The organism is Pseudomonas sp. 65/3-MNA-CIBAN-0223 (genome assembly GCF_040310425.1).
In the GTDB taxonomy this organism is placed as follows: domain Bacteria; phylum Pseudomonadota; class Gammaproteobacteria; order Pseudomonadales; family Pseudomonadaceae; genus Aquipseudomonas; species Aquipseudomonas gregormendelii.
Genome location: NZ_JBEOPV010000015.1, coordinates 23,261 through 37,390 on the forward strand (window position 1 = coordinate 23,261; position 14,130 = coordinate 37,390).

At 61.4% G+C, this 14,130-nt stretch carries 14 protein-coding genes; 7 read left to right on the forward strand and 7 right to left on the reverse strand.

Annotation, left to right across the window (positions count from 1 at the left end):
• Nucleotides 1–16: 16 nt before the first annotated feature.
• A complete protein-coding gene (locus AAEZ09_RS18990; RefSeq protein ID WP_414704645.1) occupies nucleotides 17–703 on the reverse strand; it encodes a hypothetical protein in 687 nt (228 codons plus the stop codon).
• Between the two features lie 289 nt (nucleotides 704–992).
• Between AAEZ09_RS18990 and AAEZ09_RS18995 the strand changes: the two genes are divergently transcribed.
• Together AAEZ09_RS18995 and AAEZ09_RS19000 are read left to right on the forward strand one after the other, a co-directional pair.
• Complete coding sequence (locus AAEZ09_RS18995; RefSeq protein WP_350600350.1) at nucleotides 993–1,814, forward strand: aldo/keto reductase; 822 nt, start codon at nucleotides 993–995, stop codon at nucleotides 1,812–1,814.
• Nucleotides 1,815–1,842: 28 nt separating this feature from the next.
• Nucleotides 1,843–2,313: a DUF1810 domain-containing protein gene (locus AAEZ09_RS19000; RefSeq protein ID WP_045060959.1), complete on the forward strand. Its 471-nt coding sequence runs from the start codon at nucleotides 1,843–1,845 to the stop codon at nucleotides 2,311–2,313.
• Here AAEZ09_RS19000 and AAEZ09_RS19005 read toward each other — a convergent pair.
• A complete protein-coding gene (locus tag AAEZ09_RS19005) occupies nucleotides 2,278–4,638 on the reverse strand; it encodes a DNA polymerase II (protein ID WP_177328577.1) in 2,361 nt (786 codons plus the stop codon). The genes AAEZ09_RS19000 and AAEZ09_RS19005 overlap by 36 nt on opposite strands.
• 212 nt (nucleotides 4,639–4,850) lie before the next feature.
• On the opposite strand from AAEZ09_RS19005, the gene AAEZ09_RS19010 reads away from it, so the two are divergent.
• Nucleotides 4,851–5,291 (forward strand): CBS domain-containing protein, encoded by a 441-nt coding sequence (locus AAEZ09_RS19010; RefSeq protein ID WP_045060957.1) that lies wholly within the window; start codon nucleotides 4,851–4,853, stop codon nucleotides 5,289–5,291.
• 101 nt (nucleotides 5,292–5,392) lie between these two features.
• On the opposite strand, the gene AAEZ09_RS19015 is transcribed toward AAEZ09_RS19010, so the two are convergent.
• A complete protein-coding gene (locus tag AAEZ09_RS19015; protein WP_045060956.1) occupies nucleotides 5,393–6,016 on the reverse strand; it encodes a glutathione S-transferase in 624 nt (207 codons plus the stop codon).
• Between the two features lie 157 nt (nucleotides 6,017–6,173).
• Here AAEZ09_RS19015 and AAEZ09_RS19020 point away from each other — a divergent pair, with 157 nt between their 5' ends.
• The 3 genes from AAEZ09_RS19020 (at nucleotide 6,174) to AAEZ09_RS19030 (ending at nucleotide 8,241) form a co-directional block, all read left to right on the forward strand.
• Nucleotides 6,174–6,695: a DUF3455 domain-containing protein gene (locus AAEZ09_RS19020; protein WP_045060955.1), complete on the forward strand. Its 522-nt coding sequence runs from the start codon at nucleotides 6,174–6,176 to the stop codon at nucleotides 6,693–6,695.
• 302 nt (nucleotides 6,696–6,997) lie between these two features.
• Complete coding sequence (locus AAEZ09_RS19025) at nucleotides 6,998–7,525, forward strand: sigma-70 family RNA polymerase sigma factor (protein WP_045060954.1); 528 nt, start codon at nucleotides 6,998–7,000, stop codon at nucleotides 7,523–7,525.
• Nucleotides 7,522–8,241 (forward strand): anti-sigma factor, encoded by a 720-nt coding sequence (locus tag AAEZ09_RS19030; protein ID WP_045060953.1) that lies wholly within the window; start codon nucleotides 7,522–7,524, stop codon nucleotides 8,239–8,241. The genes AAEZ09_RS19025 and AAEZ09_RS19030 overlap by 4 nt, the downstream gene beginning before the upstream one ends.
• Before the next feature lie 63 nt (nucleotides 8,242–8,304).
• Here AAEZ09_RS19030 and AAEZ09_RS19035 read toward each other — a convergent pair whose 3' ends face one another.
• Nucleotides 8,305–9,396: a DUF1615 domain-containing protein gene (locus tag AAEZ09_RS19035; RefSeq protein ID WP_045060952.1), complete on the reverse strand. Its 1,092-nt coding sequence runs from the start codon at nucleotides 9,394–9,396 to the stop codon at nucleotides 8,305–8,307.
• A gap of 291 nt (nucleotides 9,397–9,687) precedes the next feature.
• Between AAEZ09_RS19035 and AAEZ09_RS19040 the strand changes: the two genes are divergently transcribed.
• On the forward strand, nucleotides 9,688–11,223 hold the full coding sequence (locus tag AAEZ09_RS19040) for an FAD-dependent oxidoreductase (protein WP_350600352.1): 1,536 nt from the start codon (nucleotides 9,688–9,690) through the stop codon (nucleotides 11,221–11,223).
• Nucleotides 11,224–11,284: 61 nt separating this feature from the next.
• Here AAEZ09_RS19040 and hemB read toward each other — a convergent pair whose 3' ends face one another.
• The 3 genes from hemB to AAEZ09_RS19055 form a co-directional block, all read right to left on the reverse strand.
• The gene (gene hemB / locus AAEZ09_RS19045) at nucleotides 11,285–12,259 is read right to left on the reverse strand and encodes a porphobilinogen synthase (protein WP_045060950.1); all 975 of its coding nucleotides are present in this window, start codon (nucleotides 12,257–12,259) and stop codon (nucleotides 11,285–11,287) included.
• 130 nt (nucleotides 12,260–12,389) lie between these two features.
• Nucleotides 12,390–13,232 (reverse strand): PhzF family phenazine biosynthesis protein, encoded by an 843-nt coding sequence (locus tag AAEZ09_RS19050; RefSeq protein ID WP_350600354.1) that lies wholly within the window; start codon nucleotides 13,230–13,232, stop codon nucleotides 12,390–12,392.
• A 27-nt stretch (nucleotides 13,233–13,259) separates the two neighbouring features.
• Nucleotides 13,260–13,958, reverse strand: coding sequence for a glutathione binding-like protein (locus tag AAEZ09_RS19055; protein ID WP_350600355.1), 699 nt, complete (start codon nucleotides 13,956–13,958; stop codon nucleotides 13,260–13,262).
• Nucleotides 13,959–14,130 lie beyond the last annotated feature (172 nt).

A 14,130-nucleotide genomic window follows, 5' to 3' on the forward strand; every position in this document is an offset into this window, starting at 1 on the left:
CTGTAACTGACTCGGATCACTGCACCGGTAAAAAATTCAGAAACAGCAGGCTCTGCGCGTAGTTCAGGCCGATCCGTCGATATCGCTCGTCGAGCATCTGGGTCAACAGGTCCAGGCGCGCAACGATCTTGCCGAATTCCACGGCGAAACTCAGGTTGCTGCCTTCCTCCGAGATCTCGTTGGAAAACAGCAAGGGTCCGCCCTGGGGGTTCTGCCGCTGACTGAGGATCCAGGTGGCTTTCTCGATGTTGCGCGCGGCGTTGTTGACGAAGGTCGGATTGATCGCATCCGTCATGTAGAACTCCAGCCGGTCGCCGTGGGCAGTCACCAGCATGCTGCCGATGGCATAGATGAACGCACCGACCCGGTCGCCGAGGAACTCCGGACTCATGGCATAGCTCAGCGCCGCCAGGTCCTTTCTGCCCCCCAGGGTGGGCAGCGGTTGCTGTTGCTCGATCGCCATGCGCACCTGTTTTTCGGCGATTCGAGCGTCGAGAAAGCCGGACTTTTTCAGCTCGTCGGGGTTGCGCAGGTACAGCTTGTTCATCAGCAGGTAGAGGCTGTCGAGGTTGTCGCGCATGGTCAGGGTGGCCATGCGGTCGACGCTGGTCTGGAGAAATTCCTGGGGTTTGCCTTCGCGAAACTGGCTGATGACGTCCCGTCCCTGCTGCTGGCTGCAACCGGTGACGAACAGCAGCGCCATGCAGGCGAGTAGCCGGCGTTGGCCGCGGATGTGCGCGGTGATGAGGGACAACAATTGGGCCATGAATTTTGCGACTTGGGCATTGGCCGGCGGTGGGGATCGCCGCGGGCAGGCCATGGATAGAGCCGCGAATGCTGAAAAAGTGCAGTGCCGACGGTCCGTAAACCTGCACGAAGGATGCGCCACTCAACAACGTCCACTGGCTGCGGTAGCCTGGAGCCTTGCAGCAATGAACCTCATGCCGTTCATGCTGCCGAACGTACACCAGCGGATTTTTCAGGAGGTTTGAATGCGCACTTTGCAATTGGCCGGCGTCGAGGTACCGGTCATCGGCCAGGGCACCTGGCGCATGGGCGAGGATTCGTCGCAATACGCCAGCGAAGTCGCGGCCTTGCGCCAAGGCATCGAGCTGGGCATGACCCTGATCGACAGCGCCGAAATGTACGCCGAAGGCGCAGCAGAGGAAGTGGTGGGCGAGGCGATCGCGGGTCAGCGTGACAAGGTCTTCCTGGTCAGCAAAGTGTACCCGCACAATGCCAGTCGCCAGGGCGTTCCCTTGGCGTGCGAGCGCAGCCTGAAGCGCCTGCGCACCGATTACATCGATCTGTATCTGCTGCATTGGCGCGGTCAGTATCCGCTGGAGGAAACTGTCGAAGCCTTCGAGCGCTTGCGCGAGGCCGGCAAGATCGGCCGCTGGGGGGTGTCCAATTTTGATCTGGATGACCTGCACGAACTGGCTGCACCGGCCTGCGCCACCAATCAGGTGCTGTACAACCTGGAAGCGCGCGGCATCGAATTCGACCTGCTACCGTGGTGCCAGCAACAGAGGCTGCCCGTCATGGCCTACTGTCCCATTGGCCAAGGTGGGCATATGCTGGCCCACGCCACCCTCGGACAAGTGGCAGCCCGTCACGCCGCGACACCGGCGCAGGTGGCACTGGCATGGATTCTGCGGCAGGACGGGGTAATCGCCATCCCCAAGGCGGTCCGGCCCGAGCACGTCAAACTCAATGCCCAAGCACACGACATACGGCTTGAACCCGGGGATCTGGAGGCGCTGGACCAAGTGTTTCGTGCGCCACAACGCAAACAGCGACTGGCCATGGTCTAGGCCATCGGTTTCATCAGAGGGCTTCTACATGAGAAGCACCGACCCGCTGGACTCCTTTAACCTGGACCGCTTCCTCCAGGCGCAGGACCCGGTGTTCGACTACGTCCTCGAGGAACTGGCTGCCGGCTGCAAGCGCCGGCACTGGATGTGGTTCATCTTCCCGCAGATCGCCGGACTGGGTGGCAGCGAAATGTCGCGGCGCTTCGCTATCCAGTCGGCCGCAGAAGCGATGGCCTATCTGGATCATGCAGTGCTGGGTGCACGGCTGCGGACCTGTACTCAATTGGTGCTCAACATCAAGCATCGGTCCATCGGTGACATTTTCGGTCACCCCGACAACCTGAAGTTTCACTCCTCCATGACCCTGTTTACGCAGTTCAGCCCCGGGGACAGTCTGTTCCATCAGGCCATGGACCGTTACTACCACGGCATTCCGGACGAGTGGACCCTGTCGCTACTGGACTCAAAAGAGCCCCAGTTGCCCTCCAATCAGGGTTGAAAAGTCGTCATCTACAAACGGCAGGATGGCGTCCGCGATCGGTTGCAGTTGCCGCGTGACGTAATGGTCATAGTCGACGGGCGCGCTGCGCACCTCCAGCGGCTCAGGCCCGGCTACGGTGATCAGGTAACTGATCCAGCCGCCGTTCTGGTACTGCCGAGGCCGGCCCTGCTGGTCGTTGTAGGCATCGGCGATGCGCGCCGCCCGCACATGTGGAGGCACGTTGCGCTCATAGTCGTCGAGGGTGCGGCGCAGGCGTTTGCGATAGACGAGGCGCTCGTCGAACTCGCCGGCCAGGGTCTTGCGCACGTAGTCGCGCACATAATCCTGATAGGGCTTGCGGTGGAATATCAGCGAATAGAGTTCCTGCTGGAATTGGCGGGCCAGCAGTGACCAGTCGGTACGCACCGCTTCAAGGCCCTTGTAGACCATCTCGTCGGTACCATCGGCACGGCGGACCAATCCTGCATAACGCTTTTTACTGCCCTCCTCCGCACCGCGAATGGTCGGCATCAGGAACCGCGTGTAGTGGGTTTCATATTGCAGTTCAAGCACGCTTTGCAGCCCATACTGCTGCTGCACGTGCCCACGCCACCACTGGTTCACGTGATCGACCAGGGCCCTGCCGATCTGCGCGGCTTCTTCCTGGCCATGGGCCCGACGCAGCCAGACGAAGGTCGAGTCGGTATCGCCGTAAATCACCGTGTGCCCCTGCGCCTCGATCAGCTGACGAGTGCGCAGCATGATCTCGTGCCCGCGCAAGGTGATCGATGAGGCCAGGCGCGTGTCGAAGAACCGGCAGCCGCTGGACCCGAGCACGCCGTAGAACGCGTTCATGATGATCTTCAGGGCCTGGGACAGCGGCGCGTTGTGCTCACGCTTGGCGGTTTCCCGGCCCTCGGCCACCCGCGAGACAATCGCTGGCAGGCAATGCCGGGTCCTGGAAAACCGCGCGCCGCGGAAACCGGGGACCGAGTCGTGGTCGTCCGGGTGCTTGAGGCCTTCGATCAGGCCGACCGGGTCGATCAGGAACGTGCGGATGATCGAGGGGTAGAGGCTCTTGTAGTCGAGCACCAGCACCGATTCGTAGAGCCCCGGCTGTGAGTCCATGACAAAACCGCCAGGACTGGCTTGCGGTGGCCGCCCGCCGAGGTTCGGCGCAACAAAGCCCTGGCGGTGCATCAGCGGCATGTAAAGGTGGGTGAAGGCCGCTACCGAGCCGCCGCTGCGGTCCGCCGGCAAACCTGTAACGCTGGCGCGCTCGAGCAGGAAGGTCAACAGCTCGGTTTTGGCGAAAATCCGCGTGACCAATTCGCAGTCCTTGAGGTTGTATTTGGCCAGGGCCGGCTTGTCCTCGGCGAACATGCGGTTGATTTCGTCCATGCGCTGGTAAGGCGTGCTGATCGCCTTGCCCTCCCCCAACAGGGTCTGGGCGACGTTCTCCAGGCTGAACGAGGGGAAACTCCAGGTCGCTGAGCGCAGGGACTCGATGCCGTCGATGATCAAGCGGCCCGCCGCTGCCGCAAAAAAGTGATTGCGGCTGCCATGTTCACGCCACTGCATCTCTTCGCCACCACGCCCCAGCTTGAGCGGCACCGCCAGGCGCCGGGCATGCTCGTGGAGCACCCGCAGGTCGAACTGCACGACGTTCCAGCCGATGATCGCGTCCGGGTCGAAACGGGCAAACCATTCGTTGAGTTTCTTCAGCAACAGGGTGCGTGACTCGCAGTATTCAAGTTGGAAGTCCACCTCGCTGTCGTCACCGTTGGGCGGACCAAGCATGTACACCTGACGCTCGCCACACCCTTGCAGCGCAATCGAGTAAAGCTCGCCCCGGGCGGTGGTTTCGATATCCAGGGACACCAGCCTGAGCGTGGGCCGGTAAGCCGGATCAGCTTTCATCTGCGCGTCGAGCACCAGTCCTTCGGCATTCGGCGTGCCACCGAAGACCACCGGTGCGGTGATGAAGCGCTCCATCATGTAGCGTTCGGGCGGTCGCACATCGGCTTCGAACATCTCGACGCCGACCTTGCGCAGGGCGGTTTCCAGGCGCATCAACTGGCCGTGCAGCTGACAGTACAGGCCGAGCACCGGGCGATGCTCGAAGTCCAGCAGCGCCAGGGGCCGTAGCTCGACGTTTTTTTCACCCTGTAGCACCTGCTCTGCCTGTTCCCGCTGTTCGGCGGGAATGAACGCCACCGACGGTTGATGGGGCAGGCGAATGCGCCGGGGACCGTTGTCGGTCGCCAGCCAGAACTCGACTTCCGTACCGGCCGGGGTGTCACGCCAATGCCGGGTCAGGACAAAACCCTGCTGTAGATCCACCAGTGCAGCCTCGATAACGATTCAGGTGGGGATTCTACGCGTATCCTCGTCACAGCTGCCGAGCCAGCGAGGTTATGTGGAGTTGGAATGGGAAAATGTATAAAAAAACAGCCAAATGACGTTTTTTGCATGATATCCGCCGCTTTGCGTCTTGCCCTCAACGCCCGGGTCTATGATTCTTCTAGAACAACGACAACACCAGAGTACCCACCATGAAAACCGTCGCCCAACTGCTCAAGTTGAAAGATCAGAAGAACCAGGAAGTGCACCAGATCAAGCCCGACCACATGGTGCTAGAAGCGTTGATGAAGATGGCCGAGAAGAACGTCGGCGCCCTGCTCGTGGTGGAAAATGACCAGGTGCTGGGGATCATCAGCGAACGGGATTACGCGCGCAAACTGGTGTTGCATGGTCGTTCCTCGGTGGGTACGCCGGTGCGCGACATCATGGTCTCGCAAGTGATCACCGTGGACACCCACCAGACCGTGGACACCTGTCTGGGCATCATGTCCGATAAACGGCTGCGTCACTTGCCTGTGGTCGAGAACGGCAAGCTGATCGGCCTGCTGTCGATCGGCGACCTGGTCAAGGAAGCCATTGCCGAACAGGCCGAGCTCATTCGGCAGCTGGAGCAGTACATTCGCGGCGAATAGTTTGGGTTCCCACCGTGGGTGATCCTGCTCGCGATGGAGTGTCAGTCGACCTCATTGGATCTGACATTCCATCGCAAGCAGGCGCGCTCCCACAGTATTGTTCACGTTGGCCAATGCCGGGCAAACACCGGTGCCAATGTCGGATGCCGATCGATTCGCTCCAGCCACGCATAAAATCCTGGCCGGGTGATGCGCAGATGTTCGCGGCTACCCGCCCAGCGACTGACCACGGCGGCCAGAACGTCCAGAGCGCCTGGCGCCTCGTCGCCCAGGTACAACTCGCCGGAAAACTGGTCGGCGAACACCTCCCAACTCCAGTGCAGGCGCTGGCGCGCGCCGGCCATGAGGTTCTGTCGGGACTTCTCATCCGACTCGTCCAGCCAGCGCTCGGGGTAGTCGATGATGCCGATCGCCGCATAACAATTGCTGACAATGAACGCCAGGCCGCGAATGGCCTGATCGCGTTCGGCGACGTCATCCGGCAGCAGGTTCGACTGGGGAAAGGTCAGCCCCAGGTGGATGAGGATCGCGGCGCTCTCGGTCAGGACGCTGCCGTCGGGCAATTGCAGGGTTGGTATCTGCTTCAGCGGATTGAGTTTCTCCAGGGCCTGCGCCGACTCTGGTGAGGCCTCGACATCGATAAAACGATAGGGAATCTCGCAGAGTTCCAACGCCGCCTCAATCGCCGCAGCGCCGGAGTTCCTGTGTCCGTAGAGCTGGTACATACACACCTCCTTTGCAGTTCTCTCTTTGTAGCAGCTGACTCGGCTCCTGCGGAAAAATTTCTTTTTTCGCCTCTGCATCCAAATCGCCCGGTGGCGGGTAGTACCTGTAGCAGCGCTGATGCTGCACAGCGGATTACCCACTTTCGGAGTGCTATCAATGAACGCCAAACAGCTGATGTGCCTTGCCGGTTTGCTTGCCACCACTACCGCCGCCTTCGCCCAGACCGGGTTGCCCGACAGCATCAAGGTGCCGGACGGGCACAAGGTAGCGATGGAGACCACCGGGGTCGGCGAGATCACCTATGAGTGCCGCGACAAGGCCAACGCCGCCGGCATGACCGAGTGGGTTTTCGTGGGGCCCAAAGCGGTGCTTAACGATCGCAGCGGCAAACAGGTCGGCACCTATTTCGGCCCGCCGGCCACCTGGCAGGCGAAGGACGGCTCGAAGGTCACCGGTACCCAACTGGCCGTCGCACCATCGACACCGGGTAACCTGCCGTACCAGTTGGTCAAGGCCAATCCGGCCGAAGGCAAAGGCGCGATGAGCGGCGTGAGCTACATCCAGCGCGTGGCCCTTAAGGGCGGCGTGGCACCGGGTACCGAATGCACCTCCGCCAACAAGGGCAAGCAGGAAGTGGTGAAGTACCAGGCGGATTACATTTTCTGGGCCGCCAGCTGATTCCGGCCCCCATCTCTAATCTCTAATAGACGCCTGGAATACTGCAATATTCTGGAACACATGCATGACCTGTGATCTGGGACACCTGCAATTTCTGTTACCTGGAACAGCTGTAGCAGCTGTAGCAGCTGTAGCAGCTGTGGCAGCTGTGGCAGCTGTGGCAGCAAGGCTTGCCCTCGATGGCTTTCGGTCAGCAGACACAACATTTGCTGATAGAAAACCATCGCGGGCAAGCCTTGCGCCTACAGGGGGTATGTTTGTTTGCTAGATTGCATGCCAGGTCCCAACAATGGCTGAGCACAGTGTCCTTGCCCGAACCCTTATTCGATTACGAAGCACATCTGGCCGCCTGCGGGCGAGGCGATCGGCAGGCCTTGCGCGATTTATACGTGCAGGAGAGTTCGCGCCTGCTGGGCGTGGCCAAGCGCCTGGTACGCGACACCGCGCTGGCCGAAGATATTGTCCACGATGCATTTCTGAAAATCTGGAACGGTGCCGCGCGATTCGATCCCGCGCGAGGTTCGGCGCGGGGCTGGATGTACAGCGTAACGCGGCACCTGGCGTTGAATTTCCTGCGCGACCATCGGCGCGAAAGCCACGACGAGACCGAAGTGCCGGACGTTACCGAAGCTTTCGATGACCAGGCCGATTCCGGACGCATCCATCACTGCCTGGAGCAATTGGAACCGGCACGGCGCACTTGCATCGTGCATGCGTACGTCGACGGTTATTCCCACGCCGAGATATCACACAAGCTCGGCACCCCGCTGGGCACGGTCAAAGCCTGGATCAAGCGCAGCCTGACGGCGTTGCGGGAGTGCATGGGATGATCAGCAGACCTTTGAACGAAACCCCTGAAGAGCGCGACGAACTGGCCAGCGAGTATGTACTGGGCACGCTCTCGGGCGAGTTGCGAGCTCAGGTGCGCCTGCGCCTGGAGGACGACGCCGAGTTGCGCACGGCGGTCGACAGCTGGGAACGTCGCCTGCTCGGCTTGACCGACCTCGTCGAGCCGGTGCTTCCTTCTACCCAATTGTGGCCGCGAATTGAGCGCAGTGTGCAGGTCCTGGAGCCCAAGCACCGGTTACCTGCCGCGCGCGCGCCCTCCTGGTGGAACCTGCTGCCCTTATGGCGCGGGCTGGCCGGTGCCGGGCTGGCGGCCAGCCTGCTGCTCGGTGCATTGCTGTTGACGCAGACCACGGCCAAGCCGACCTACCTGGTGGTGTTGGTCGGCCCTCAGGACAAGGCGCCGGGCTGGGTCGTCCAGGCGAGCAACCCAAGGGAGCTGCAATTGATTCCGCTGGGGGTGGTTGAAGTTCCAGCCGACAAGGCGCTGGAATTCTGGACCAAGGCAGACGGTTGGCAAGGGCCGGTATCCCTGGGTCTGGTCAAACCGGGGCAAACCCTGTCGGTGCCGCTGGATAAACTGCCGCCACTGGTTCCTGATCAACTGTTCGAGCTGACCCTGGAGAACCCCAATGGCTCGCCAATCGGCAAGCCGACCGGGCCGATTCAGTTCATCGGCCGGGCAGTGAAGGTCATTTGATTGAATTTACCCTGGGCCGTCTGATGCAAACAAACGCCCGCTCCCACTGAGGCCTGGGCCCGCTCAGCGGGCTCGGGCCATGCAACGCTGATAGCGCTCATCCACCCGCTTGGCGAACCAGGCGGTGGTGAGTTTTCGGGTAATTTTCGGGCTTTGCAGAACGATTCCCGGCAATACCGCCCGGGGCAATGACCGGCCTTCAGCCTGCTCCGCCAATTCGAACACCCGCTGATACAGTTTCGTTTCCTCGAACTCCAGGCTCTTACCCTTGTCCAGTTGAGCGCGGATGGTCGGATTGCGCATGTCCAGTTGCTTGCCAAGGCTGCGCACGGCCAGCTCGGTGGTGCCCGGCATGATTGCGTCGTAGCGCACCAGATCACCGTCCAGCGCCAGCGGGATGCCAGATGCGCGACTTACGGCATTCTGAAAGGCTGCATTGCGACTGGCGTACCAGCCGGCGTTGAAATCGGCAAAGCGGTACAGGGGCTGTTCGTAGCTCACCGGGTAACCCAGCAGGTGGGCGATGCCGAAATACATGCCGCCGCGACGAGTGAACACTTCACGGCGAATCGTGCCCTCGACCGGATACGGGTACTGTCGCGCATGCTGTTCGGCGAAATCGATGCTGACCTGCATCGGCCCACCGGTATGCACCGGGTTGAATCCGCCGAACAGCGTCTGCCCCATTGGTACCATGCCGATGAAATCATCGAAGATCGCGCTTAGCTCCTTTTCACTGCGTGCGGCATTGAGCCGCGTGCTGTAGCTCTTGCCGTTGGGCGAGTTGACCTGCAGCGCGCCACTGACCAGCAGGCGGGGGATATGCACCTTGGCGGCCCGGCGGTCGATTTCTTCACGGGCGATCTTGCCTAGCCCGGGCACTGGCGGGTCCACTTGGAACGTCGACTCCTGCTCGGTGACGGCGAGCACCGAGCAGAGGTTTTGCGTGCTCGGATAAATGCCCTGCGCGGCGAATGCGGCATAGATGTCCGTGGCCCAGCCCTGGCGATCGGCTGTTTTTGCCGGCAACAGGCGCACCAGTTCAGCCTTGACCTCTGCGGGCTTGCGCGCAGGCGGTTCCGGTGTCCTTTGCGTGGCGCAACCGGCGAGTACCAGTAGCGCGGTGACGCTTGTGATCAATCGATTGGCTTGCATGGTGTTCCATCAGATTCTTCGGGACGGTTAACCATACGATCAATGGCATGGCGCAGGCTATGACTCTTGCCGCCGCTAACTGTTCCCCCGCCTAAACCGGGTCTGATTTGCGCGGGATCTGCATGCAATCCGGGTAGGAGCTGTCGAGAGAAACGAGGCTGCGATCTTTTGATCGGAACGCCGTCCCCAGCAGGCATGCTTTTACCAGAGGGCTTTTTCCGTTGGGCAGGCCGTCTGGACGCGGTTTCGAGCTGGACCATACTTGAGCAACACGGCGAGGAGACCAGCCCCATGAATCGAAGCGATGTGCTGATTGTCGGCGCCGGCCCCACTGGACTGGTACTGGCGCTGTGGTTGAGCAAACTGGGGATTCGGGTGCGGATCATCGACAAGACCTCGGCGCCCGGCACGACCTCCCGGGCGTTGGCGGTGCAGGCGCGCACCCTTGAACTGTATCGCCAGCTCGACCTCGCCGACGCCGTGGTGCAGAGCGGTCATCGCGTTGCCGCGGCGAATTTCTGGGTCAAGGGCGGGCCTGTCGCGCGCTTGCCCCTGACGGCCGTCGGCGAAGGCCTCACGCCCTACTCTTTCCTGGAAATATATCCCCAGGACCAGCACGAGCGACTATTGATAACCCGCCTCGAAGCCTTTGGAATCAAGGTTGAACGCAGTACCGAACTTGAAAGTTTCGAGGAAACCGGCGACGGCGTCAGTGCGCAATTGCGCTTGCCGGACGGCCAGCAGGAAATTTGCCAGGCGTGTTACCTGGCCGGGTGTGATGGCGCCCGATCGATCGTGCGCAAGGCCCTCGATACCGATTTTCCCGGCGGCACCTACCAGCAGATTTTCTACGTGGCCGATGTGCATGCCAGCGGCGAGGCCCTCAATGGTGAATTGCACGTGGACCTGGATGAGGCCGACTTCCTTGCGGTGTTTCCCATGGCCGAGCAAGGTCGCGCGCGTCTGATCGGCACAATGCGCGATGAGCGCGCCGAACAGTCGGAAAACCTGCGGTTCGAGGATGTCAGCAATCACGCGATCCAGAGCATGAACGTGCAGATCGAGCGGGTGAACTGGTTCTCGACCTACCGCGTGCATCATCGGGTGGCGGATCACTTTCGCACCGGTCGCGCGTTTCTGCTGGGGGACGCCGCCCACGTCCACAGTCCGGTCGGCGGCCAGGGCATGAACACCGGGATCGGTGACGCCATCAACCTGGCGTGGAAACTCGCCGCCGTGTTGAGTGGCGGTGCCGAAACGCGGTTGCTCGACAGTTATGAACCGGAACGCATCGCTTTTGCCCGCAAACTGGTCGCCACCACCGACCGGGTATTCAGTTTGGTCACCGCCCAAGGCCCCATGGCCGACCTGCTGCGCACCCGCCTGGCGCCGTTGCTCATTCCGAAAATGGCCGCGTTCGAAACATCCCGCGAATTTCTGTTTCGCACGGTTTCGCAGATCACTCTGAATTACCGGACGATGGCATTGAGTGCAGGCGTAGCCGGGCATGTCCATGGCGGGGATCGACTGCCTTGGGCGCACGATGGCGAAGGCGACAATTATGAATCGCTCAAGCAGCCGGTCTGGCAGGTGCATGTGTATGGCGACACCAGCGACGAAATGATCGCCTGGTGCCTGGAGCATCACCTGCCGTTGCAGGTATTTGCCTGGCGGCCTGCGTTCGAAGCGGCGGGCCTTGGACGTAACGGGTTCTACCTGTTACGACCGGATACCTATGTGGCGATCGCCGAGAACAGCTCGGATCCGAAGGTGATCGAACGCTATTTCCGTGATCACGCGATTCGTACGTTTTTCACCAACCCCTGACACCCCACACAACAAACATGTGGGAGCGGGCTTGCCGCTGCCACAGGCAGGTTGCTGTTGGTTAGATCCCGGCCAGCGCCAGGTCCATCGCGAAGTAAGTGAAAATCAGATCGGCACCGGCGCGTTTGATCGCCCCAAGGCTTTCGCGGACCACCCGGTCTTCGTCAATGGCCCCGGCCTGGGCGCCGAACTTGATCATCGCGTATTCGCCGCTGACCTGGTACGCCGCCAGCGGCAGGCGCGAAGCCTCGCGGATGTCGCGGATGATGTCCAGGTACGCGCCGGCCGGCTTGACCATCAGCGCATCCGCGCCTTCCTGCTCGTCCAGCAACGACTCGCGCACCGCTTCGCGGCGGTTCATCGGGTTCATCTGGTAGCTCTTGCGATCGCCCTTGAGGGCACTGCCACCGGCTTCACGAAACGGGCCATAAAGCGCCGAAGCGAACTTGGTCGAATAGGCCATGATCGGCGTGTGGGTGAAACCGGCGGCATCCAGCGCCCGGCGAATCGCCTGGACCTGCCCGTCCATCGCCGCGGAAGGAGCGATCACATCGGCACCGGCCTGGGCTGCGGCAACGGCCTGCCGGCCGAGGTTGACCAGGGTCTGATCGTTGTCGACTTCATGATTGTGCATGACCCCGCAGTGGCCGTGGTCGGTGTACTCGCAGAAGCAGGTGTCGGACATCACGATCATGTCCGGCACTGCATCCTTGGCGATGCGCGACATGCGCGACACCAGCCCGTTTTCGTTCCAGGTATCGCTGCCGTTGCTGTCCAGGTGGTGGGACACGCCGAACGTCATCACCGAACGGATGCCGGCACGGGCGTAGCGCTCGATCTCGCCGGCAAGTTTCGATTCGGGAATGCGCATCACGCCCGGCATGCTCTTGATCGGCACGAAGTCGTCGATTTCTTCCTCGACGAAGATCGGCAGCACCAGGTCATCGAGACTGAACTCGGTTTCCTGGAACAGGCTGCGCAGGCTCGCATTGCGGCGCAGACGGCGTGGACGTGCTTCGGGGAACTGACTGGACATGGAGGTTCCTGGGACAAGACAAAAGTCGTAGGGGGCGAAAGCTTATGCGTTGTGCGGCGTACCGCACAAACGCTTGTTGACCAAGAGTGCGTTACCGGTCCGGCAATAATCACCAGACGGCACGGTCGGTCTAGAGGGTCAAAGTGCCGCTGATACAGGTCACCACGGGGCCGCCGACCCAGATTTCGTCGCCCACTTGCTCGACCTGGATTCGCCCGGCGCGACCCATGGTCACACCCTGGCTGACCACATAGCTCGGCGGTGCCAGCCCTTCCATGAGTAGCCACTGCGCCAGCCCGGCATTCAGGCTGCCGGTGGCCGGGTCTTCAGGCATGCCGTCGCCGCTGATAAATGCACGCACTTCGAACTGCGCGGCATCGCCATCGCGTGCCGGCTGCCAAGGCGCAACGACCCCGACCGCGAGGCCGAGCATTTGCGCATGGTCGGGCTGCAGGTCCAGCACCTGCCGGCGATCCGCCAGCATCACCGCCAGCCAGCCGGCGCCATTATCGACCCACTGACTGCGCAGGATCGCGCCGCGCTCCAGGCCCAACCCCAGACGCACCCGTTCTACAATCCCGGCATCCACCGGCCCGGTCCTGATCAGCGGCGGCGCCAGGAAAGCCAGCTCCGCGCCCTGGCGACGAATACGCACCAGCCCGACTCCGCACTCCTGAATCACCTCCTCGGCCATGGGCACGCCGCCGGCTTCCAGCCAGGCATGACAAGTCCCCAGGGTCGGATGACCGGCGAATGGCAGCTCCTTGAGCGTGGTGAAGATCCGCACCCGGTAGTCGGCCCGCGGGTCACGGGGCTGGAGGATGAAGGTGGTCTCGCTGAGGTTGGTCCAGGCGGCAAACGCCGCCATCCGCTCGTCGCTCAGTTCATCAGCAGCGAACACCACCGCCAGCGGATTGCCCTTGAGCGGGCTGCGGCTGAACACATCTACCTGCTTGAAATCAAATGAATGCATGGCCTTTCCCTGGTCTTGTTGAATGGACTACTTCGGAATTTCCAGCCCGCGCATGACTGCCGGCCGCGCCAGGAAGCGCTCAAGCACCCGCGTCACGTTTTTGAAGTCGTTGATGCCTACCAGGTCGCCCGCTTCATAGAAGCCGATCAGGTTGCGCACCCAGGGGAACGTGGCGATGTCGGCAATGGTGTAGCGATCGCCCATGATCCAGTCCCGCCCTTGCAGCCGGGTATCGAGCACCTTGAGCAGGCGCTTGCTTTCGTCCACATAACGACTCAGTGGGCGTTTGTCCTCGTAGTCCTTGCCGGCGAATTTATTGAAGAAGCCGAGCTGGCCGAACATCGGCCCGATGCCTCCCATCTGGAACATCAGCCACTGGAGCGTCTCGTAGCGTGCCGCCGATTCCTGGGCCAGTAACTGCCCGCTCTTGTCGGCGAGGTAGATCAGAATCGCCCCGGACTCGAACAGCGCCAAGGGTTGATCGGCCGGACCATGGGGATCGAGGATCGCCGGAATCTTGTTGTTAGAGCTCAGCGAAATGAACTCCGGGGACAGTTGGTCATTGGTTTCGAAGCTGACGCGATGGGGCTCGTAGGGCAGTCCGATCTCTTCGAGCATGATCGAGACCTTGACCCCATTGGGTGTCGGCAGGGAATACAGCTGGATCCATTCAGGGTACTGGGCCGGCCATTTTTGCGTGATGGGGAACGCGGACAAATCAGTCATGGGAGCATCCAAAGGAAGATGTAAGCCGATCATAATCCGTAGGGGCTGCCGAAGGCTGCGATCTTTTGATCGTGATCCTGATTTTTCAAGGTTGCTGAACATCAAGAGCAAAAGATCGCAGCCTCCGGCAGCTGCGACGACAAGTTGTAACATCCTGTCGGTAACTTTTCCT